The sequence below is a fragment of the Actinoplanes oblitus genome, from assembly GCF_030252345.1.
Taxonomy (GTDB): domain Bacteria; phylum Actinomycetota; class Actinomycetes; order Mycobacteriales; family Micromonosporaceae; genus Actinoplanes; species Actinoplanes oblitus.
In genome coordinates this window covers 431,071-452,500 of record NZ_CP126980.1, presented here as the reverse complement: position 1 = coordinate 452,500, position 21,430 = coordinate 431,071, and the positions used below count along the sequence as shown (strand labels likewise).

Here is a 21,430-nt window from a genome sequence, read left to right as displayed (position 1 = left end):
CAAGGACGGCCAGGAGAAGAGGAGAGACAGAAGGTCAGTGGATGGCCGGTGCCGCAGCGGCGGGAAGCCAGGATGGCGAGGCAGAAGAAGGGAAAGCACCTGACCGATCGGGCCGGAAATAGCCGGATAACGCGGTACTCCGTCCGCTTCGCGAAGTTCGCGGCCTGCACACCAGCCGGATGAGTGTCACTCATACTTTCGGCTAGTCTTCCGTCAGACATCAGGCTAGGGTGGTCCCAACTGAACGGACAACCATGCGCGGGTGTCGCCGAATGATTAGGTGGCGTCGCCCGTGGGTAAGGACGCCCGACCGAACTGGGTCCAGTGCAAAGTGGACCGGCTCTCCGGAAAGGTGCCAGGGAGGACCTCGCATGACCGTCATGGAGACTTCGACTTCGACGACCGTCGCACCGTCGACGGCTGCCAGCGCCGAAAGCCCCGTGGACAGCGCTGCGGAACTGCTCAACGCGATGGCCGCGATGCCGGCCGGGCACCCGTCCCGGGCCGCCCTGCGGGATCAGGCGATCGAGGCTTGGCAGCCTCTCGCCCGTCACCTCGCCAACCGTTACTCCGGTCGCGGTGAGCCCACCGACGACCTGGTGCAGACCGCCATGGTCGGCCTGATCAAGGCGGTCGACAAGTTCGACCCCGAGCGCGGCGTCGACTTCGCCGGCTACGCGATCCCCACCATCATCGGTGAGATCAAGCGGCACTTCCGCGACCGCACCTGGTCGGTGCGGGTTCCGCGCCGGCTGCAGGAGCTGCGCCTGGCGATCACCGAGGCGAACAGCACGCTCACCCACTCCCTCGGCCGCTCGCCGACGGTCCCGGACATCGCGGCCCACCTGGGCATCAGCGAGGAGGAGGTGCTGGAGGGCCTGGAGGGCGCCCGCGCCTACAACGCCACCTCGCTCTCCACCCCGATCAGCGCCGACGGCAGCACCGAGCTGGGTGACACCCTCGGCGGCGAGGACTACGAGTACGAGCTGGCCGAGACCCGCGTCGCGCTGGGCCCGGCGCTGGCCACCCTGGACGAGCGGGAGCAGCGGATCCTGACGCTGCGCTTCTACGGCAACCTGACCCAGTCGCAGATCGCCGACCAGATCGGCATCTCCCAGATGCACGTCTCTCGGTTGCTCACCAAGGCGCTCGCCAAGCTGCGCAACCAGCTGGCCGCCGACACGATCTGATCCCGTGTCCTGACAGCCCCGGTCCTTCCCGGCCGGGGCTGTTCGCATCAAAGGTCTGACGCACAGGTCCGTGCGACCCACGTCACCAAGTCCAGCTACCGTAGGGCCGATGCCACCTTCAGCCGAGCTTCCCGGGTTCCTGCACAGCGTCGCCCCGATCCTGGACCGCTGGGGATACCTGGCTCTCGCCGCGGTGATGGTCGTGGAGAGCTTCGGGGTGCCCGCCCCCGGCCAGACGATCATGGTGGCCGCCTCGATCTACTCGAGCACCGGCCGGATGAACATCTACGTGGTGGCGCTCGTCAGCTTCGTCACCGCGGTGGTCGGCGACAACATCGGGTACTGGATCGGCCTGCGTGGCGGTCGCAAGGTGGTGCACCGCTGGGGCAAGTACATCTTCGTCACCCCGGAGCGGCTGGAGAAGGCCGAGCGGTTCTTCGCCCGGCGCGGCAACCGGATCATCGTGGTGGCCCGGTTTATCGACGGGTTGCGGCAGCTGAACGGCGTGATCGCCGGGATCACCAAGATGCCATGGAAGACGTTCCTGCTCTACAACGCGATCGGCGCGGCGCTCTGGGTCGGCTGGTGGACCACCATCTCCTACCTGCTCGGCGCGAACCTGGTGACGATCATCGACCACGCGCATCGGTACAAGTGGCCGGCCATCGCGCTGGTGGTGCTCGCCGTCGCGACCTATGTGGCGCTGCACGTGCGGCACATCCGCCGCCGCCGGGCCCGCGCCTCGGCCGCCGCGCCGGCCGAGGAGAACCCGGCGTAGCTGTCACTCCCGGTCGGCGGTCCGCCGCCGGCTCCGCTCGCTTTCCTTCCGGTACGCCCGGGGCACCGCTCTCCTGGGCCGGCGGAAGCGCCGCCCACAGCGGGAACCGTCCCTGACGATCAATCGGAGGCGGTGGCCGACGGCTGGGTGGTCTGCCCACCCGGCCGGTCCGGGCCGTTCTGGCCGGGTCCGCCGCCCGGCTGTCCCGGCAGGTCACCGGGCGCGGAGGAGCCGTGGTCCCGAAGGAGCGCCGCGGTGATCCCGGCGCCGACCCCACCACCGGCCAGCGCGGCCGCGACCAGGGCCGTGACCAGCGCCAGTCGCGGACTCCTGCGGACCGGTGGACAGTTCTCGGCGCGCGGCGGGGCGTCCCGGTGGACGGGTGCGCCGACCCGGGACGGCGGTATCCCATCGTTGCCCTGTGCCCAGGTGGCCGGCGAGTTGTGGTCGAGGCCGCTGCTGGCGAACTGGCCGACATGCCCGGCCGGGTCCCACCCGCAGTGCTGGGCGTCGCCGTGGCCGGTGGCTGGCCGGGAGGCGCCCTGCTCCGGGGTGGCGTGCGCGTCGCCCGGCGGGTACGCCGGACCGGGCTGGTCGTCGGGGTCGTCCGCGGTCATCGGGCTCCTCGGTGGGTCACGTCGATGGGAACAGCCTGGCCGTTGTTCCTGTGCGGCTCCTGTGCGACCGGTAAGGGCCGGTTGCCGGGCGGTACCGGGATAGTCTCCGGGGACGGCGGCTCACCCCAGGAGGCTTCACGGTGCGACGGTTCACCTTCGCGGGGCGTACCTGTGTGATCACCGGAGCGGCCGGTGGGATCGGTGCCGCGCTCGCACTCGACCTGGCGAAACGGCGGGCGGTGCTGGTGCTGGTCGATCGGGATGCCGAAGGGCTGGCGCGGGTCGCGGCGATGGCGCGCGAGCTGGGCGGGGCGGACGTCTCGACGTACGTCATCGATCTGGCCGACGGCGAGGACCGCGGTGATCTGGCCGCCGAGGTCGCGTCCCGGCTCGGCGGGGCCGACCTGCTGATCAACAACGCCGGGGTGACGTTGTCCGGCACGTTCGAGCAGAACGCGCTCGCCGACGTCGAGTGGCTGCTGGAGATCAACCTGCACGCGGTCATCCGGATGACCAAGGCGTTCCTGCCGCAGCTGCTCGCCCGCCCCGGCTCCCACCTGGTGAACGTGTCAAGCCTGTTCGGCCTGATCGCCCCGCCCGGCCAGGTGGCGTACGCGACGAGCAAGTACGCGGTGCGCGGGTTCACCGAGGCGCTGCGGCACGAGGTGGAGCCGCGCGGGGTCGGGGTGACGGTGGTGCACCCGGGCGGGGTGCGCACCAACATCGCGCTGAACGCCCGGCTCAGCGGTAGCGACCCGGCCGGCGTGCAGGCGGCGGAGAACCGGCGGTTCCACGAGACCGCGCTGACCCTACCCCCGGAGGAGGCGGCCCGGCAGATCGTGGCCGCCATCCAGTCCCGCCGTCCGCGCCTGGTGATCACCAAGGCGGCGCGGGCCGCCGACCTGCTGGCCCGGGTGCTGCCCGCCCACTACTGGACGATCAGCGAGGCCGTCGCCCGCCGGCGCAAGCTCACCTGACCGAGCGGCGCCCAGCAACGTGCCAGTCCCCGCCCACCCAGGGGGGCCTGCCCTGTGCCAGCATGACGCGCATCGGCGATCTTGGACGGCAGCCCTGTGGACGACGCGCTGGTGTGGACGACGTGGCGACGTGACTAGGTGTGATGACTTGCAATCGGGTGATGGGTGCCAGCTCGCCGATCGCGGTGTGGGGTCGGTGGTAGTTGTAGTCGTGCGGGAACCCGGGTAGGGCAGGCCCTTTTCGCTGGCGTGAAGCTTGGCGAAGGCCCAGCCGTGGCCGGTGTGCGGTGGACGCGTTCGATCTTGCCGGTGGTCTGTGACCGGCAGGGGGGTCACGGCCCAGAGCCGGGATTTGTAGGCCGAGCCGTTGTCCGACAGCACCCGTCGGATGGTGACGCCGGGTACGGCGTACCAGGCAACCGCGCGTCGCAGGACGCCGACGGCGGTGGTGGCGGGTTCGTCGTCGGCGACGCGGCCTTCACCTGTTCGCGAGATGGATCAACCGCCCACAGATCGAGTGGTCAGACTTCCTTGGCCAACGTCCCCGGACGTCACAGCTAGCCCGTGTTTCGGAGTCCGACCGGGGCTGCGGCGTGGCCCAGAGCGCGCCTGGCAACGGCGGACTCCGAAACACGGGCTAGGACCGCGTGAAGGCGACGAAGTGGGGCTGCGGGCGGCCGTCGATCGTGGTGAAGTCGCCGCCCGCCTCCAGGGTGGGCGGGGTGGCCCCGGTCGCCACGGCACGGACTCCGATCACGCCGTTGGCCGGCGGGTTCCAGTCGGTGAGCCGGCCGTCCGGGGTGATCGCGGCGAGCTTGACTCGAGGCAGGGCGCCGTCCAGGCAGGCGCCCTGCGGGCCGTTGCGCGGGGTGCGGCAGGCCCTGTCGAAGTGACCGCCCACATAGGTCACCCCGGCGGCCGCGGCGATCGCTGTGGCGTCCCCGTCGAAGACCCGCTGCCAGCGCATCCTGCCGTCGAAGGCGTAGGCGACGGCCCGGCCGCCCTGCCCGCCGGTGGCCGCGTAGACGCCGGCGCCGTCCACGGCTATCGCTGTCACCTCGGCCACCGGGTGCGGCTGGAACCAGGGGTCGATCGCCCCGGTACGCCCGTCGGCCACCGCGAGTCGCAGGGTGCCGCGCATACCGTCCACAGTGTGGAACCCGCCGCCGAGATAGATCCGGTCGCCGCTGGCCGCGAGGGTGTGCACCCGATCGTCGGCGGCCGGCTGCCAGGTCTCGTCGAGACGGCCGGTGGCCAGGGAGAACGCGGCCAGGTTGGCGCGCGGTTCGCCGTCCACGCCGGTGAAGCTGCCGGCCAGGTAGAGGCGGCCGTTCGCGACGGCCAGCGCGTACGGCGTCCCGTCCACCTGATGGGCGAACGGGGCGAGCCGGCCGGCGCCCGGGCTGAGCCGGGCGACAGCGTCACGCCGCCGGCCGGCGACGGTGTGGAAGAACCCGGCCGCGTAGATCCCGTCCAGGGTGCCGGCCAGCGCGCGTACCGTGCCGTCGGCGGGTGGCGCCCAGCTCAGCAGTGCTCCGGTGCGCGCGTCGTAGGCGGCCAGCCGTTTCCGCGGATAGGTCCGCCCGGCGGAGGTGGCGCTGGTGAACTCGCCCCCGACGTAGACCGCCGTGCCGCGGTGGGCGATGGCGTAGACGCTGCCGTTGAACGTGGGCGCGGCCCGGAGCAGCGGCGTGGGCGGCAGCGCGGGGCCGAGCGGCCGAGTGGCCGGGGCGGCACGGACGGCGGGCGGAGCGGGCGGAGCGGGCGGAGCGGCGATCTCCGCTGCCGCCGGCGCCGCGGTCAGCGGCAGAACCACGGCGAGCAGGACGATCGTCAGATCACGCAGGCGCACACCGGACTAACCCTCCCGGGTCGGGGAAAGTCGCGGTGACCGGTTGCGGTCCAGGTCCTCGACGTGGATCGGCTCGCCGGCGCCGACCGCGGGCCGGGCCGCCTCCCGCAGGCCGAGCAACTCCAGCCACTCGACCAACTGGCGGTGCACCGCGTCCGGTCCGTCCAGGTCGGCGGTCACCGTCCAGGCCGCCGGGTGCACCAGCATCGCGTCGGTCTGCCAGCCGCCCAGGCCGCCGTGCGAGCCGACCAGCTCCTCGAAGGCGGCGACCTCCTCGGTCTCCGGATCCACCGAGCTGATCACCACCAGGTCGCCGACATGTGCTGCCTCCTGGTGACGCAGCAGGTCGGCGCGCGCCTGCGGGCCGTACGGAAGCAGTGGGTCCTTCCCGGACACCTCGCCGTCCCGCAGCCGATGGCTGCCACCCGGACCGAAAGCGATCGGCCCCTGCTCGTCACCGACCACCACCAGGCCGATCCCCGGATGGGCGGCCAGCCCGGCGATCAGCCGCGGGTAGGTCCGCTCGATCTCGGCGCGCAGCACCCGGTGCGGGCAGCGGGTCAGATAGACCAGCGACAGGTTCCCGGACGACAGGACCAGCAGCGGGGCCGCCGCCGGGCTCGGGTCCGGTTCCCGTTTGCCCTGTTCCTCGGCCGGTTCCCGGGGTGCGGCAGCGGTCTCGGCGGTGAGCCGCTGCACCACCTGGTCGAGGGTCTCGCCGTGCCGCTGCCGGAACGTGGCGCCCTGGCTCTGCCCGTGGTCGGAGAGCACCACCAGGTGGTAGCGCCGGGCCGCCTCGGGCGACAGCCGCTCCAGCACGCCGAGCACCCGGTCCAGGCTCTCCAGTTGCCGCATCGACTCCGGCCGGGCCGGGCCGGCGTGGTGCGCCACCTCGTCGTAGTCGACCAGGTCGCAGTAGATCACCGGGACGCCGCGGGCCATCTGCTCGGCGACCAGCGACGCGTTCACGTCGCGCAGCAGCATGGCGGCCGGGCGCAGCGCCAGGTAGGCGCCGGAGCGGCTGACCCGGGGCAGCAGGTTGCGCCGGCGCTGCAGCCGGGCCTGGTGCAGCTCGGTGACGACCTCGGCGACGCCGAGCACCAGGGCGCGGGTGAAACCGTAGGGCGAGGCCATGAACGCCGCCCAGCCGCGCGCCGACCGGCCGGGCAGCGCCGCGTGGCTGACCGTCAGCAGGTTGGTGGCGGCGTCCCCGCCGAACGCGTTGCCGATGCTCACGCCGCCGTCGCGGAGCAGGCCGCGGCCGTCGCTGAGCCGGCGCTCGATCACCGCGGCGTCCCGGGGCCGGTTGGCGACCAGCACCTTGCCGGACTCCTTCTCGAACCAGCGGAACGCCGGGATCTGCCGGGACGCGCCGTGCAGGATGCCGGCCTGCGACGCCGGGGTGGTGGACGGCAGCCCGGTGTGCCAGCGGCGCAGGGTGTGGCTGCCGGAGCGCAGCCAGTGCCCGAGGACCGGCAGGTTGCCGGCCCGGATCGCCCAGCGCAGCACCGGCTCGGCCACCCCGTCGAGCTGCACCACGAGCAGGCCCGGCTCGGTGCCGGGACGCGGCCGGCGGATGGTGAACAGCGGCCCGCCGGCACGCCTGGCGGCCCGGCGCCGGACGCCGCGCATCAGCCGCCGCGACTCCCGGACGAACGTGTCGTCGCTGCCGGCGTCGACCATCCAGTCCAGCAGGGCGGCGAAGACCACCGCCAGGATCGCCGCGATGACCAGGGTGGGCAGGCCGCTGATCCGGTTCGCCGGATCCAGGTCGAGGGCCACCACCATGACCGCGACCTGGGCGACCACGCCGAACAGCATGGCGCCCCAGCCGCCCAGCGCGGTGACGCCGAGCAGCAGCAGCGGCCGCAGCACCGCGCCGACCACCGCGACCAGCACCACCAGGCTCAGCGTGTCCAGGATGTCGGCGCCGGCCACGCCGGGCATGAGCCACAGCGTCACGGTCACCACCACGAAGGTGATGAGCGCGCTGCGGAGCACGGCGCGCGCCCGGCCCAGGACTCGGCGCCAAGCGAATACGGCCACGGCTCGACGATCGCACAGCCGGGCTCGGGCCGGGTCGCGGCACACGATAGGGGGAACGTGGGGCCGATCACCCGGTTCGGCGGCTACTTTCGTGCCGGTGCGTGCCTTCCTCGCTCTGACTCTCCTGTTCCTGGCCGCCTGCTCGGCCCCGGCCCGCCCGGCGCCCCGGGCACCTGACGGGCCGGTGGTGGCCGGGTACTTCACCGAGTGGGGCGTCTACGGGCGCGGCTTCCGGGTGTCCGACGTCCAGGCCGCGCGGCTCACCCATCTGCTGTACGCGTTCGGCAAGGTGGATCAGGGCCGCTGCGCGGTGGGTGACGCGTGGGCGGCGTACCAGAAACCGGTGACCGCGGCGAACAGCGTGGACGGGGCCGCCGACGCCGCCGACGCCCCGTTGCGCGGGAACTTCGGGCAGCTGCGGAAGCTGAAGGCGGCCCACCCCGGGCTCAAGATCCTCTGGTCGTTCGGCGGCTGGACCGGGTCGGCCGGGTTCACCGCGGCGGCCGCCGACCCGGCGGCGTTCGCGAAGTCCTGCCACGACCTGGTCACCGATTCGCGCTGGGCCGGGCTGTTCGACGGCATCGACGTGGACTGGGAGTACCCGAACGCGTGCGGCCAGACCTGCGACACCAGTGGGCGGGAGTCCCTGGCCAGGGTGCTCGGCGGGCTGCGCGCCGCCTTCGGCCCGGACCGGCTGGTCACCGCGGCGGTGCCGGGTGACCTGCGAAAGCTCGCGGCCACCGACTACTCCGCGGCGGCGGCGCAGGCGGACTGGCTGGGCGCGATGACCTACGACTACTTCGGGGCCGGCGGTGCCGACGCCCGGACCGCGCCGCACTCCGCGCTGACCGATTACCCGGGCATCCCGCGGGCCGGGGCGAGCACCGAGGCGACGGTGTCCCGGCTGCTGGGGCAGGGGGTGCCGGCCGCCAAGCTGCTGTTCGGGGTCGGCTTCTACGGGCGGGGCTGGACCGGTGTGCACAGCCCGGCGCCGGGCACGGCGGCGACCGGGCCGGCACCCGGCAAGTACGAGAAGGGCATGGAGGACTACAAGGTGCTGGCCTCCCGGTGCCCGCCGACCGGCACGGTGGGTGGGACGGCGTACGCCAGGTGCGGGACGCAGTGGTGGTCGTACGACACCCCGGAGACCATCCGCGGCAAGGTGGCCTTCGCCCGGAGCCGGGCGCTGGGCGGTGTCTTCGCCTGGGAACTGTCCGGCGACACCCCGGACGGCGCGCTGCTCACCGCCCTGGCCGGTTAGCCGATGCGTACCCAGACGTTGTCCAGGGCGCCGTTGAACTGGTCGTTGTCCCGGTAGGCGCCCTTGCCGCCGATGCTCAGCGGGCGGTTGTTGGCGACCGCCAGGCCCGCCGGGATCCGGGTACGCCCGCGCAGCACGTCGTCCACGTAGATCTCGAACCGGCTGCCGGCCCGCTCGCAGCGCAGCCGGTGCCAGCGGCCGTCGGCGGCCGACACCGAGCTGCGGACCATCCGGATGCCGGGGCGGCGGACGTCCACCAGCACGCAGCTGGGCTGGCCGGCCGTACCGTCGATCTGCAGTTTGTACTGGCTGCTGGTCTTGGAGTAACCCTTCTGCACGACGTTCTGCCCCTTGCTGGTCTCGGCCGGGGCGAGCAGCACGTCGGCGCCGTACGCGAGGTCGCGGGCGCCCGGATTCAGGTCGGCGGTGCCGGGGCTCTGCAAGGCCACGTGCGGGCAGACGGTCAGCTCGCAGTGGGCCGGGAAGGCGACGGCGTTGCCGGTGCCGTGCACCACCAGCCGGACCTGGCCGCCGTGCCCGGAGACGATCCGCAGGTGGTGCCCGAAACCGGAGTCGTCGAGCACCAGGCCGTTCTGGCCGTTGAAGTCGTACCGGGCGATGGTGATCGGGACCGGGGTGCCCATCGACAGCCCGGCGCTCATCATCAGCATCGACAGCAGCATCAGGTCAACCGAAGAAGTTCTGCACCTGGGTGAGGGTCAGGTAGCCCTGCTCGGCCAGTTCCCGGGGCACCGACGGGAGCGCCTTCTCGATCACCGGCAGGTCGTCGCGGCCGTGCTGCGGCGGTGGCGCGGGCTCGGGATCGGGCGGCAGGTCGGGCAGGGCCATCGCCTCTCGGATCACCTCGAACATGGTCCGCACCTCGGTCACCGCGCGCCGCATCAGCTCGGCGTCCGAGCAGGCCGGCGGCAGCGCGCAGGTGAAGTTCGCGCGCAGCTGGCCGCCGACCCGGCGGATGTCGGCGCTCGGGCGCAGGTGGTCACACCCCTCGGTGACGATGCCGAGCTGGCACTCCGGTATTCCGCTGCGGTGCCACCACTGCTGCCAGCGCGGGTCCGCGTCGAGGGTGTGTACGGCGTGCTGCAGCGCGATCAGGTAGTGCCGTGGCGCCCGGCCGTCCCGAGTTGCCGTCCCCAGCCGCGGGTGGAGCCAGAACTCGTCCATGTTTCGCATGGTCCCAGGCGACCCCCGGGCCTCGTGGGGATTCCGGTGCCGCGCGTCGGAGTGTAACCAGGTGCCTACCCGGCCAATACATAAGCAGATGATGTAAATTTGGCCCATGCTCGCCGTGGATCATCCGCGCTACAAGTGGGTCGCGCTCTCCAACACCACACTCGGCAACCTGCTGGCCACGATCAACTCGTCGATCGTGCTGATCTCGCTGCCCGCCATCTTCAAGGGCATCGACATCAACCCGCTCGCCCCGGGCAACGTCAGCTACCTGCTCTGGATGCTGATGGGCTACATGCTGGTCACCGCGGTCCTGGTGGTGACGCTGGGCCGGCTCGGCGACATGTACGGCCGCGTCAAGATCTACAACGCCGGCTTCGCGATCTTCGCGCTCACCTCGATCATCCTGTCCGTCGACCCGTTCCACGGCTCGGGCGGCGCCCTCTGGCTGATCGGCTGGCGGGTGCTACAGGCGATCGGCGGCGCGATGCTGATGGCCAACTCGGCCGCGATCATCACCGACGCGTTCCCCGCCGAGCAGCGCGGCATGGCGCTCGGCGTCAACATCGTCTCCGCGCTGGCCGGCTCGTTCATCGGCCTGGTCGCCGGCGGCGTGCTGGCCGAGTGGGACTGGCGCTCGGTGTTCTGGGTGAACATCCCGCTCGGCATCGCCGGCGCGGTCTGGGCGTACCGGTCGCTGCACGACAGCGGGGTCCGGCGGCCGGCGAAGATCGACTGGTGGGGCAACGCGACGTTCGCGATCGGCCTCACCGCGGTGCTGGCGGCGATCACCTACGGCATCCAGCCGTACGGCGGGCACACCCAGGGCTGGACCAACCCGTGGGTGCTGGCCGGCCTGATCGGCGGGGCGCTGGTGCTGGTCGCCTTCGGGATCATCGAGACCCGGGTGGCCGAGCCGATGTTCCCGCTCGGACTGTTCCGCGACGCCGCGTTCACCGGCGGCAACCTGGCCAACCTGCTGGCCAGCGTGGCCCGCGGCGGCCTGCAGTTCATGCTGATCATCTGGCTGCAGGGCATCTGGCTGCCGCTGCACGGTTACGACTACGAGCAGACCCCGCTCTGGGCCGGCATCTACCTGGTCCCGCTGACCATCGGCTTCCTGGTGGCCGGCCCGCTCGCCGGGTTCCTCTCCGACCGGTTCGGCGCCCGCCCGTTCGCGGCCGGCGGCCTGCTGGTGATGGCCGCCTCGTTCGCCGGCCTGCTGCTCGTCCCGGGCGACTTCGGCTACCCGGTGTTCGCCGCCCTGATCTTCATGAACGGCCTGGGCGGCGGCCTGTTCTCCGCGCCGAACACCTCGCTGCTGATGTCCAGCGTCCCGGCGAACATGCGCGGCGCCGCCTCCGGCATGCGGGCCACCTTCATGAACGCCGGTCAGGTGCTCTCCATCGGCGTCTTCTTCTCGCTGATGGTGGCCGGCCTGTCCGACTCGCTGCCGGGCAGCCTGCACGCCGGGCTGACCGCGCAGGGCGTGCCGGCGGACGTCGCCGCCGACGCCGCGCGGATCCCGCCGGTCGGGACCCTGTTCGCCGCGTTCCTGGGCTACAACCCGATCGCCGAGCTGCTCGGGCCGTCGGTGCTGGGCACGCTGCCGCCGGACAACGCGGCCACCCTCACCGGCCTGGAGTTCTTCCCCGGCTGATCGCCGATCCGTTCCACGACGGCCTGGTGGTGGTCTTCTGGATGGCGATCGGGATGGCCGTCCTCGGCGCCCTGGCCTCACTGGTCCGTTCCCGCTCGGGCGGCACGCCGACCGGCGGCGACTTCGTGGCGCACGAGGCCGAGGTGAGCGCCGAGCTGGCCGACGCGTCGCCGCTGGCGCCCGCCACCCGGATCGCCGAGCCGCTCGACCAGCCCGCGAGGGACTGAGAGCAAAACCAGTTTCCGGTACGGGTGGGCGTACCGGAAAGTGGCGGCGACGGACCGGCCGCGGCCCGCCGCGTGCCGGCGGTCGTCAGGCGGTGGCGGCGTCCAGCAGCGCGGCGGCCATCAGGCGCGCCTGCTCGGCGGCGGCGGGACCCCGGTCCTGGCGGGCCCCGACGGTCGCGCCGTCGTAGAGGATGACCAGCTGCCCGGCGAGCGCGGCCGGGTCCGGGGCGCCGGCCGCGCGGGCCAGGTCGGTGAAGAGCTGGCGGGTCCAGGCGCGGTTGGCCGCGGCCTCCTCGCGCACCACGCCGTGCGGGTCGGCCTCGGCGCCGGCGTTGTAGAAGGCACAGCCGCGGAACCCCGGCTTGGCGGCCGACTCGGCGAGCGCGTCGAAGACCGCGAGCAGGCGCTCGCGTGGCTCCTCGTGCTGCTCGACGCGGCGCAGCACGCGTGCCCTGCGCTCCTCGTGCCGGCCCTGCAGATAGGCCCGGACCAGGCCGTCCTTGTTGCCGAACGCGGAGTAGAGCGAGGCCTTGGCGACGCCGGCCCGCTCGATCACCCGATCGATGCCGACGGTGTGCACGCCCTCGGCGTAGAACAGCTCGTCCGCGGCGGCCAGCAGGCGCTCGCGGGCCGACCGGCGGGGTGACGCGACTGACATGCGTTTGACGATAACAGACAGGTCTGTCTAGTGTCGGTTCCAGCAACTAGACAGACCTGTCTGTTCAATCACTGGGGGAATCCTCATGACAGTCGTCGCCGAGCGGGCCCCGGCAACCCGGCTGAGCCGGCCCGCCGCCTTCACCGCGATCGCCGCGATCCTGGTGACGTTCGCCGCCGCGTCCGCCGTCCCGTCTCCGCTCTACGTCGTCTACCAGCAGCTCTGGGGCTTCTCCCCGGCGATGCTGACGGTGATCTTCGCGGTCTACGTGGTCGCCCTGATCGCCACCCTGCTCACCGTCGGCGCGCTCTCCGACCACGTCGGCCGCCGCCCGATCCTGGCCGGCGCGATAGCGCTCGAAGCGGTCTCGCTGATCCTCTTCCTGGCCGCCGGTGACGTGTCGGTGCTGCTGGTGGCCCGGGTCGTGCAGGGCGTGGCGACCGGTGCCGCGCTGAGCACGCTGGGCGCCACGCTGATCGACCTGAACCCGGCGCACGCACCCGGCCGGGCCGGGCTGATCAGCGGCATCGCCCCGGTGGCCGGGCTCGGGCTGGGCGCGTTCGGCGCCGGCGCGCTGGTCAAGTTCGCGCCGTTCCCCACTCACCTGGTCTACGCGGTGCTGCTGACCGGCATGGTGATCGCCGGCCTGGCGGTGGCCTGGATGCCGGAGACCGCGCGGCGTCGCCCGGGCGCCGCCGCCTCGCTGATCCCCCGCCTCGGGGTGCCGGCCCGGCTCCGCGGCGACCTGTTCGCGCTGGTCCCGATCATGGTGGCGAGCTGGGCGCTGGGCGGCCTCTACCTCTCACTCGGCCCGTCGGTGGCGTCCGACGCGTTCGGTGTCCACGACCACCTGCTCGCCGGGCTGGTGGTGGCACTGGTCACCGGCACCGGCGCCGTCACGTCGTTCCTGCTGCGCGCGGTGGCCACGGCACGGGTGCTGACCATCGCCGGGGCCGGGCTGCTGACCGGCGGGGCGCTCGGGGTGGCCGGGCTGGTCACCGGCAGCCTGGCGCTGGCCACGGCCGGCACGGTGATCTCCGGGGCCGGGTTCGGTGCGGCGTCGCTGGCCTCGTTCAGCACCCTGGCCCGGATCGCCGAGCCGCACGAGCGGGGCGAGCTGCTGGCCGTCGCGCTGACCATCTCGTACGCGGCGCTGAGCATCCCCGCGGTGATCGCCGGGCAGGCCGCCACCCGGATCGGCCTGCACACCACGGCGCTCTGGTACGGCACGATGGTCGCCGCCCTCGGCCTGGTCGCGCTGCTCAGCCGGCGCCGCGCCTGATCCCTTTCGGGGCCCACCTCGGCGTGGAGGGGTGGAAAGTGCCCGAAAACGCTTCAGCATATGGGGCGAATCGGACACCAAGGGGCGGGTACATGAAGAGAATCTGGGCGGCCGCGACAGTGGTCGTGCTCGGTGCGGTGGGCGCCGCTGTCACCTCGGCGGAGGCGGCCCCACCAGGCGGCACCCCGAGCTACGTGCCGGCGCCGATCGCGTGGAGCCCCTGCACCGACACCTCACTCAAGACACAGGGCGCGGAGTGCGGGTTCGTCACCGTGCCGATGGACTACGCGAACCCGGGCGGCACCAAGATCGAGCTGGCTGTCGCCCGGATCAAGCACACCGTCGCGGCCGGCAAGTACCAGGGGCCGATCCTGGTCAACCCGGGCGGGCCGGGCGGCGCCGGGCGGGGCATGGCCACGCTAGGCTCGCACGTGCCGGGCCAGGCCGGTGACGCCTACGACTGGATCGGCTTCGACCCGCGCGGCGTCGGGGCGAGCAAGCCCAGGCTGAGCTGCGACAGCGATTACGCCGGATACCACCGGCCGGCGTACGTGCCGGTCACCGCGGCGCTGGAGAACGCCTGGCACGTCCGGAGCCGCGCGTACGCGGCGGACTGCGCGAAGGCCGGCGGGGCACTGCTCGACCACCTGCGCACCGAGGACTCGGTCCGGGACATCGACAGCATCCGGCAGGCCCTGGGCGCCGAGAAGATCAGCTTCTACGGCTTCTCCTATGGGACCTACCTGGGGCAGGTCTACGCGACTCGGTTCCCGCAGCGGGTACGCCGGATGGTGCTGGACGGCAACGTCAACCCGGCCCGGATCTGGTGGCAGTCCAACCTCGACCAGGACATCGCGTTCAACCGCAACATCAAGATCTATTTCCGCTGGCTGGCCTCGCACGACGACACGTACCACCTGGGCAGGACCCGTACGGCGGTCGAGCGGCTCTATTACCGGCAGCTCGCCGAGCTGGGCGCCAAGCCGGCCGGCGGGGTGATCGGGCCGGCCGAGCTGACCGACATCTTCCTGCAGCCCGGCTACTACATCTTCGGCTGGGAGCAGGTCGCGCAGGCGTTCTCGAGCTGGATCGCCAAGAAGGACCCGGCCGGGCTGAAGAAGCTCTACGACGACAACAACCCGCAGACCCCGGGCAGCGACAACAACTACGCGATCTACCTGGCCGTGCAGTGCACCGACGCGCCCTGGCCGGCCGACTGGGCCACCTGGTCGAAGGAGAACTGGCGGGTCTACCACCGGGCGCCGTTCGAGACCTGGGGCAATGCCTGGTACAACGCGCCGTGCCGGCACTGGGCCGCCCCCGCGAAACCGGCGGCCCGGGTGGACGGGTCGAAGGTGCCGCCGATCCTGCTGCTCAGCGAGACGCTTGACGCGGCCACCCCGTTCTCCGGAAGTCTCGAGGTCCGGCACCGGTTCCCGCGCGCCGCGCTGATCGAGGGAGTGAACGGGACCACGCACGCCGGGTCGCTGTTCGGCAACGCGTGCGTCGACGACGCGGTCGCCGCGTACCTGGCCACCGGCGCGCTGCCCAAGCGGGTCGCCGGTGATCGCTCGGACAAGCGGTGCCAGCCGCTCGCCGCGCCGGACCCCGGCCAGGCGGGGCTCAAGCGCTCGGCCGGGCTGGGTGACCGGCTGCGCATCCAGCGGCTGATCGGTTCCTGAGCCGCCTGCCGCGGTACCGGGCCCGGTGACGTATCTCGCCACCGGGCCCGCCCGCGTTTCCGGTAAGGTCGATCTCGCGAAGGGGAGTAGCTCCCAATGTCGCGGTCGACATACTGACGGTGTTCTGCACATCGTCCGGCCGCGCGGCCTCGTCACGAGGCGAGCGAGACCTTCGACCAGGCCGTTCATCCCACGGCCGGGTCGAGGTCGCCCCGCGCCTGGAACCCGGTCGTCATCCACCGGGAGTTGTCCGTGACAGAGTTCCTCGCCGCGCTGGTCCTCAGCTTCGGTGTCATCTTCGTCGCCGAACTCGGCGACAAGTCGCAGCTCATGGCGATGACGTTCGCCACCAGGTTCCGCACCTCGCACGTGCTGATCGGGATCACCGTGGCCACCGCGCTGGTCCACCTGGTCTCGGTCGCCATCGGGTACGGCCTCGGCGCCGCCCTGCCCACCGACTGGATCTCGCTGATCGCCGGTGCCGCCTTCCTCGTCTTCGGCGCCTGGACGCTGCGTGGCGACAAGCTCACCGACGAGGAGAAGAGCAAGGCGGAACGCTCCACCGGCTCCGCGATCCTCGCCGTCGGCGGCGCGTTCTTCCTGGCCGAGCTGGGCGACAAGACCATGCTGGCGACCATCACGCTGGCCACCCAGCACGGCTGGTTCGGCACCTGGGTCGGCTCCACCGTCGGCATGGTCGCCGCGGACGCGCTCGCCATCCTGGTCGGCCGCCTGCTCGGCAAGCACCTGCCCGAGCACATCATCAAGTGGGGCGCCGCGGCACTATTCGCTATCTTCGGCATCTGGCTGATCGCCGAGGGCGTGATCGGCCTCACCTGATGGCGAGGAGACGCCAGTGCTGCGGTATCGGGCCGAATTCGACGCCGAGGTCACCTTCACCGACGGCGGTGCCCTGAGCGCCCGGCGTTTCCAGGTGGACGTGCCGCACCCCGACGTCACCGAAGCGGAGATCACCGAGCGGCTGCTCGCCGTGCTCGCGCCACGCCCGATCGACAGGGCGCGGCTGAGCGCGGTCCGGGTCTTCGGCGAGCCCGCGGCGATCCCCGGGCCACGTCGCCCGCAGACCCGGTTCGTCGAGCTCAGCCATGTGGTCCGGGACGGCCTGACCACCTATCCGGGGCTGCCCGCCCCGCAGGTCAGCCGGTACCTGAGCCATGCCGAGTCCCGGGACCGCTACGCGCCGGGCACCGAGTTCTCCATCGACCGGATCACCATGGTGGGCAACACCGGGACCTACCTGGACAGCCCGTTCCACAGGTACCCGAACGGGACCGACCTGGCCGGGCTGCCGCTCGACCGGCTCGCCGAGCTGCCCGCCGTGGTGGTGCGCACCGTCGGCGGCCCGCGCGGGATCACCGCCGAGTCGCTGGCCGGGCTGGAGGTGGCCGGCCGGGCGGTGCTGCTGCACACCGGCGGCGACCGGCACTGGGCCACCAAGGACTACTCGGTGAACGCGCCGTACCTGACCCGGGAGGGCGCGCGGGACCTGGTGGACCGGGGCGCGGCACTGGTCGGGATCGACGCGGTGAACATCGACGACATCTCGGCCGGGGCGCGCGGCGAGCGGCCGGCGCACAGCCTGCTGCTGGCCGCCGGTATCCCGATCGTGGAGCACCTGACGAACCTCGCGGCGCTGCCGGTGCACGAGTTCCGGTTCACCGCGGTGCCGCCCCGGATCGCCGGGTTCGGGACGTTCCCGGTGCGGGCGTACGCCACGGTGCCCGCCTGATGACCGCCGAACCGGTCGCGCTGGCCCGGCTCCGGTTGCAGCGGGGCGAGCCGGCCGCCGCCGCCGAGCTGCTCGGCCCGGTGCTCGCCGCGGAACCCGATCACCTGCCGGCCCTGGTGCTGATGACGCACACCCAGCTGGCCCTGGAGAAACCGGACCTCGCGCACGAGGTGGCGACGCGGGCGGTACGGCAGGCGCCCGGCTCGGCGGAGGCGCTCACCGCCCTGAGCCGGACCCTCACCGCGCTCGGACGCCACGACGAGGCGATCGGCACGGCACGGGAGGCGGTGGCCCGGCAGCCGGCGAACCCGTACCGGCACAACCGGCTCGCCTGGGCGCTGCTGGAGCAGGGCACCCGGTCGGTGGAGGCGGAGCACGCGGCCCGCGAGGCGGTCCGGCTGGATCCGGACGAGGCCGACTTCCGGATCACCTACGCCATCGTGATGAAGCAGCTCAACCTGCCGAAACGAGCGCGGGAGGCGCTGCTCGACGCGCTCCGGCTGGACCCGGAGAACGCGGTGGCCCGGCACGAGCTGGCCGCGTTCGACGTGGTGCATCGCAACCCGTTCGCGCTGCGCCGGCTGGCGCGGGGCGCGACCGGGCTGGTGGCGGCGCTGCGCGCGGATCCGCGGCAGGAGGCGAGCCGGCACCTGCTGGACGCGGCGCTGCGCCAGTTCCTGATCTACACGGCGATCATCATGGTGGTCTTCGCCTACCTGGGCTGGCGGGTCGCCGACGACTCGCCCGGCGGGGCGCGGGTGCTGGCGGCGGTGGCGGCGCTGGCTCCGGCCGCCTACGCCGGGTACTTCCTGATGCGGGTGGATCGGGTGCTCCGGGCGTACCTCAAAGAGGTGGTCATCGGGCAGCGGGCGGCGACCGGCGCGGCGGCCCTGACCCTCGCCCTCCTGCTCGCCGCGACGGTGGCGCCGGCCGGTTGGCTGCCCGGCCTGCTCGGGGTGGCGAGTCTGGCCGGTTTCGCCGTCCGGCTGCTGACGTCGTTGGTTCCCCGCCCCTGAGACCGCTTCCGCCGGCGGCGGCGTCCTAAGAAACCGGGCGGTACTGCCGAAGTGGTGCTTGTGAGCCCCATCCCTCGGCTACCCGGAGCGGCCCGATGACCGACCTGGCCCCACCCGCCTATCCCCCGCCGGCCGCGCCCGGCGTCGCCGAGCGCGCCTTCGCCGACCCGACCGACATGGCGATCGCCCGGTCGGCCGCCCTCTTCGAGAACCTGCAGCCGGCCGAGGCCGCCGCGATGCTCGAACCGGTGCTGGCCGGCAATCCGCGGACGCCGGCCGGCTGGATCCTGATGGCCCGCATCCGGCTCGCGCTCGACCAGGTGGAACCGGCGCTCGACGCCGCGCACCGGGCGATCGAGCTGGCCCCCGACGACCCGCGCCCGCTGGCCATCGCCAGCCGCGCGCTGACCCTGCTGGGCAAGCACGACGAGGCGATGTCGATGGCCTACCGGGCCGTCATCGTGGAGCCGAAGAACCCGCTCTGGCACGACCGGGTGGCCTGGGCGCTGCTCGCCGCCGACCGCCAGCTCGCCGACGCCGAGCAGGCCGCGCGCACCGCGATCGGCCTGGACCCGAACGAGGCGCACTACTACTTCACGCACGGCGTGGCACTGGCCGCGCTCGGGCACGTCGACCAGGCCCGGCAGGCGCTGACCACGTCGCTGCGACTGGAGCCGAACAACCCGGTGGCCCGGCAGCGGCTGGACATCCTGAACGGGGACGCGGCGCCGATGGTGGAGAAGAAGAAGCGCGGCTGGAAGCTGTTCGGCCGCAAGACCGACGCGGCACCGATCCGTCCCGAGGAGCGGACCTAGACCGTGTTTCGGAGTCCGGCCTGGACCGGCTTCTTGGCGCGGTGCCGCAGCAGCAGCCAGACCAACCAGCCGGTACCGATGATGAAACCGAAGCTGATCAGCCGGTAAAGCACCACCGCGGCGATCGCATTCGCGCTGGTCAGGCCGCCCGCGACCAGGCCGAGCACGAGAGCGGCGTCGACCACGCCGAGGCCGCCGGGCACCACCGGGATGCTGGCCGCCGCCATCCCCGCGCAGTACGCGATCAGCAGGTGCACCGGCGCGATCCGGTCCGCCCCGGCCGCGACGCAGCACAGCCACAGGCACAACGCGTCGAAGAGCCAGTTCGCGCACGCGAGCAGTACCGCGACGACGAAGTGCCCCGGATGCACCCGGATCGCGCGCAACTGGGTGACGAAGCCGAAGAGCCGGTCGGCGCCGTGCTCGGGCGGCCGCCGGCGGACCTTGTTGACTCCGCCGAGCAGCGCGCGTACCGGCCGGTCCAGCCACAGCGGGTGCTTGGCGAGCAGCCGGACCCCGGCGGTCACCACGATCGCCGCCAGCGCGTAGCCGAGCAGGGTGCGCCAGCTACCGGTGTTGCGGGCCAGCAGCCCGCCGGCCGAGCCGACCAGGACCAGCGCGCCGGTGGAGAGCACCCCGCTCAGCGCGATGCACCAGGACGCCTCGGCGGGCGACACCCCGTAGCGGCGCATCTGCCGGAAGTTGAAGCTGGTGGAGAAGACCGGGCCACCGGGCAGCGTCACGCTCAGCGAGTGCGCCGCGTACGCCATCGCCACGTGCCGCCGCACGCTCACCTTGGTGCCCGCCCCGCGCAGCAGCGCCCGCTGCATCCGCGCGTAGGTACCCATCGAGACGATCTCGGCGGCCAGCGCCGCGCCCACCCAGCCCCAGTGCGGCGCGCGCAGCTGGGCGAACGCCTCGGTCAGCGCGGGCCAGCCGATGATCAGCTCGGTACCCAGGACGACGGCCATCACGGCCGCCACGAGCGGTCCCCGGCCCCGCCGTCGTGGCGGGCCGGTCGCCCGGGTGGCCGCCGCCGAAGTGCCTGTCGCGGTCATCAGAAACCATGCTGCCAGCTCCGCGAGGAACTTTCGGCAACTTCGCCGCGACGGTTTCCGCCGGTGGCACGCTGTTGCGCATGGCACGCCCGCGGATCGTCATCGTCGGCGCCGGCTTCGCCGGTCACGCGGCAGCCCGCCGGCTGCTGCGGATCGCCCGCGGCCGGGCCGAGATCGTCCTGCTCAACCCGACCGACTACTTCCTCTACCTGCCGCTGCTGCCCGAGGTGGCGACCGGGGTCCTGGAACCGCGGCGGATCTCCGTGCCGCTCCCGGCCACGCTGCCCGGGGTCCGGGTCCTGCTCGGCCACGCCGGCGCGTTCGACCTGAACGCCCGGACCGTGGAGTGGGCCGACCCGGAGGGCAACCGCCGCGTCCTCGGCTACCACCGCCTGGTCCTCGCCCTGGGCAGCGTGAACAAGCTGCTGCCGGTGCCCGGGGTCACCGAGTACGCGCACGGCTTCCGGGGTGTCGCCGAGGCGCTCTACCTGCGTGATCACCTGACCCGGCAGATCGAACTCGCCGCGCAGGCCACCGACCCGGCCGAGCGCCGCGCCAGGTGCACCTTCCTGGTGGCCGGCGCCGGGTACACCGGCACCGAGGTGGCCGCCCAGGGCGCGCTGTTCACCGCCGCGCTGGCCGCCCACCGGCCGGAGATCCGGGACCTGCCGCGCTGGCTGGTCGTGGACACCGCCGACCGGGTGCTGCCGACGCTCGACCCGCGACTCTCGCACACCGCCGGCGAGGTGCTGCGGATGCGCGGGGTGCGGGTGCTCACCGGGACCGGGGTGGACCGGGCCGGACCGGACGGGGTGCGGCTGACCAACGGCGAGCAGGTGCCGACCCGGACCCTGGTGTGGTGTGTCGGCGTACGGCCGGAGCCGATGGTCGCCGGGCTGGGACTGGCCACCCGGGAGGGCCGGCTGGTGGTCGACGAGTTCCTCAACGTGCCCGGCCGGCCGGACGTCTTCGCCTGCGGGGACGCCGCGGCGGTGCCGGACGTGCTGCACCCGGGCGCGCTGACCGGGATGACCGCCCAGCACGCGGTGCGGCAGGGACGCCTGGTGGCGGGGAACGTGGCGGCCTCCTACGGCCACGGCCGGCGGCGTCCCTACCGGCATCGGGACCTCGGCTTCGCCGTCGACCTCGGCGGCTGGAAGGCGGCGGCGAACCCGCTCGGCGTGCCGCTGGGCGGGGTGGCCGGAAAGGCGGTCACCCGCGGTTACCACCTGCTGTCGATACCCGGCAACCGGACGCGGGTGATCACCGACTGGCTGCTCGACGCCACGCTGTCCCGCCAGCCGGTGCAGCTGGGGCTGGTCCGCGGCAGCGCGGTCCCGCTGACCGCGGAGCGTTCCGGCTGATCGCGG

At 72.8% G+C, this 21,430-nt stretch carries 20 protein-coding genes; 13 read left to right on the top strand and 7 right to left on the bottom strand.

Annotated elements, in window-relative coordinates; genetic code table 11:
• The first annotated feature begins 371 nt into the window (after positions 1-371).
• Both Actob_RS02075 and Actob_RS02070 read left to right on the top strand, forming a co-directional pair.
• A complete protein-coding gene (locus Actob_RS02075; RefSeq protein ID WP_284918259.1) occupies positions 372-1,190 on the top strand; it encodes an RNA polymerase sigma factor SigF in 819 nt (272 codons plus the stop codon).
• 109 nt (positions 1,191-1,299) lie between these two features.
• The gene (locus Actob_RS02070; protein WP_284918257.1) at positions 1,300-1,968 is read left to right on the top strand and encodes a DedA family protein; all 669 of its coding nucleotides are present in this window, start codon (positions 1,300-1,302) and stop codon (positions 1,966-1,968) included.
• 119 nt (positions 1,969-2,087) lie between these two features.
• Here the strand turns inward: Actob_RS02070 and Actob_RS02065 are convergent, their stop codons facing one another.
• Positions 2,088-2,585 (bottom strand): hypothetical protein, encoded by a 498-nt coding sequence (locus tag Actob_RS02065; protein WP_284918256.1) that lies wholly within the window; start codon positions 2,583-2,585, stop codon positions 2,088-2,090.
• A gap of 140 nt (positions 2,586-2,725) precedes the next feature.
• Here Actob_RS02065 and Actob_RS02060 point away from each other — a divergent pair, with 140 nt between their 5' ends.
• On the top strand, positions 2,726-3,562 hold the full coding sequence (locus Actob_RS02060; RefSeq protein WP_284918255.1) for an SDR family NAD(P)-dependent oxidoreductase: 837 nt from the start codon (positions 2,726-2,728) through the stop codon (positions 3,560-3,562).
• A gap of 637 nt (positions 3,563-4,199) precedes the next feature.
• Here the strand turns inward: Actob_RS02060 and Actob_RS02050 are convergent.
• Positions 4,200-5,414 (bottom strand): NHL repeat-containing protein, encoded by a 1,215-nt coding sequence (locus tag Actob_RS02050; protein WP_284918254.1) that lies wholly within the window; start codon positions 5,412-5,414, stop codon positions 4,200-4,202.
• Positions 5,415-5,420: 6 nt separating this feature from the next.
• Positions 5,421-7,460 (bottom strand): alkaline phosphatase family protein, encoded by a 2,040-nt coding sequence (locus Actob_RS02045; RefSeq protein ID WP_284918252.1) that lies wholly within the window; start codon positions 7,458-7,460, stop codon positions 5,421-5,423.
• A gap of 97 nt (positions 7,461-7,557) precedes the next feature.
• On the opposite strand from Actob_RS02045, the gene Actob_RS02040 reads away from it, so the two are divergent.
• Complete coding sequence (locus Actob_RS02040) at positions 7,558-8,721, top strand: glycoside hydrolase family 18 protein (RefSeq protein ID WP_284918251.1); 1,164 nt, start codon at positions 7,558-7,560, stop codon at positions 8,719-8,721.
• Here Actob_RS02040 and Actob_RS02035 read toward each other — a convergent pair.
• A complete protein-coding gene (locus Actob_RS02035; RefSeq protein ID WP_284918250.1) occupies positions 8,718-9,404 on the bottom strand; it encodes a LamG-like jellyroll fold domain-containing protein in 687 nt (228 codons plus the stop codon). The genes Actob_RS02040 and Actob_RS02035 overlap by 4 nt on opposite strands.
• A 4-nt stretch (positions 9,405-9,408) precedes the next feature.
• Positions 9,409-9,906, bottom strand: coding sequence for a hypothetical protein (locus Actob_RS02030; RefSeq protein ID WP_284918249.1), 498 nt, complete (start codon positions 9,904-9,906; stop codon positions 9,409-9,411).
• 115 nt (positions 9,907-10,021) lie between these two features.
• On the opposite strand from Actob_RS02030, the gene Actob_RS02025 reads away from it, so the two are divergent.
• The gene (locus Actob_RS02025) at positions 10,022-11,572 is read left to right on the top strand and encodes an MFS transporter (protein WP_284918248.1); all 1,551 of its coding nucleotides are present in this window, start codon (positions 10,022-10,024) and stop codon (positions 11,570-11,572) included.
• Positions 11,573-11,598: 26 nt separating this feature from the next.
• Positions 11,599-11,799 carry a hypothetical protein gene (locus Actob_RS02020; RefSeq protein WP_284918247.1) on the top strand — a complete coding sequence of 67 codons (201 nt, stop codon included), beginning with the start codon at positions 11,599-11,601 and terminating at the stop codon, positions 11,797-11,799.
• 85 nt (positions 11,800-11,884) lie between these two features.
• Here Actob_RS02020 and Actob_RS02015 read toward each other — a convergent pair whose 3' ends face one another.
• Positions 11,885-12,457 (bottom strand): TetR/AcrR family transcriptional regulator, encoded by a 573-nt coding sequence (locus Actob_RS02015; protein ID WP_284918246.1) that lies wholly within the window; start codon positions 12,455-12,457, stop codon positions 11,885-11,887.
• A gap of 85 nt (positions 12,458-12,542) precedes the next feature.
• Here Actob_RS02015 and Actob_RS02010 point away from each other — a divergent pair, with 85 nt between their 5' ends.
• The 6 genes from Actob_RS02010 to Actob_RS01985 all read left to right on the top strand — a co-directional run bounded on the left by Actob_RS02010 (position 12,543) and on the right by Actob_RS01985 (position 19,002).
• On the top strand, positions 12,543-13,739 hold the full coding sequence (locus Actob_RS02010) for an MFS transporter (RefSeq protein ID WP_284918244.1): 1,197 nt from the start codon (positions 12,543-12,545) through the stop codon (positions 13,737-13,739).
• A gap of 92 nt (positions 13,740-13,831) precedes the next feature.
• Positions 13,832-15,421, top strand: a complete 1,590-nt coding sequence (locus tag Actob_RS02005; protein ID WP_284918243.1) for an alpha/beta hydrolase — start codon at positions 13,832-13,834, stop codon at positions 15,419-15,421.
• Positions 15,422-15,673: 252 nt separating this feature from the next.
• The gene (locus Actob_RS02000; RefSeq protein WP_284918241.1) at positions 15,674-16,261 is read left to right on the top strand and encodes a TMEM165/GDT1 family protein; all 588 of its coding nucleotides are present in this window, start codon (positions 15,674-15,676) and stop codon (positions 16,259-16,261) included.
• A gap of 16 nt (positions 16,262-16,277) precedes the next feature.
• Positions 16,278-17,171 carry a cyclase family protein gene (locus Actob_RS01995; RefSeq protein WP_284918240.1) on the top strand — a complete coding sequence of 298 codons (894 nt, stop codon included), beginning with the start codon at positions 16,278-16,280 and terminating at the stop codon, positions 17,169-17,171.
• Positions 17,171-18,187, top strand: a complete 1,017-nt coding sequence (locus tag Actob_RS01990; RefSeq protein WP_284918239.1) for a tetratricopeptide repeat protein — start codon at positions 17,171-17,173, stop codon at positions 18,185-18,187. The genes Actob_RS01995 and Actob_RS01990 overlap by 1 nt, the downstream gene beginning before the upstream one ends.
• Before the next feature lie 95 nt (positions 18,188-18,282).
• Positions 18,283-19,002: a tetratricopeptide repeat protein gene (locus tag Actob_RS01985; RefSeq protein WP_284918238.1), complete on the top strand. Its 720-nt coding sequence runs from the start codon at positions 18,283-18,285 to the stop codon at positions 19,000-19,002.
• Here the strand turns inward: Actob_RS01985 and Actob_RS01980 are convergent.
• Positions 18,999-20,060 carry a lysylphosphatidylglycerol synthase transmembrane domain-containing protein gene (locus Actob_RS01980; RefSeq protein WP_284918237.1) on the bottom strand — a complete coding sequence of 354 codons (1,062 nt, stop codon included), beginning with the start codon at positions 20,058-20,060 and terminating at the stop codon, positions 18,999-19,001. The genes Actob_RS01985 and Actob_RS01980 overlap by 4 nt on opposite strands.
• Before the next feature lie 80 nt (positions 20,061-20,140).
• On the opposite strand from Actob_RS01980, the gene Actob_RS01975 reads away from it, so the two are divergent.
• Positions 20,141-21,424 carry an NAD(P)/FAD-dependent oxidoreductase gene (locus Actob_RS01975; protein ID WP_284918234.1) on the top strand — a complete coding sequence of 428 codons (1,284 nt, stop codon included), beginning with the start codon at positions 20,141-20,143 and terminating at the stop codon, positions 21,422-21,424.
• Positions 21,425-21,430 lie beyond the last annotated feature (6 nt).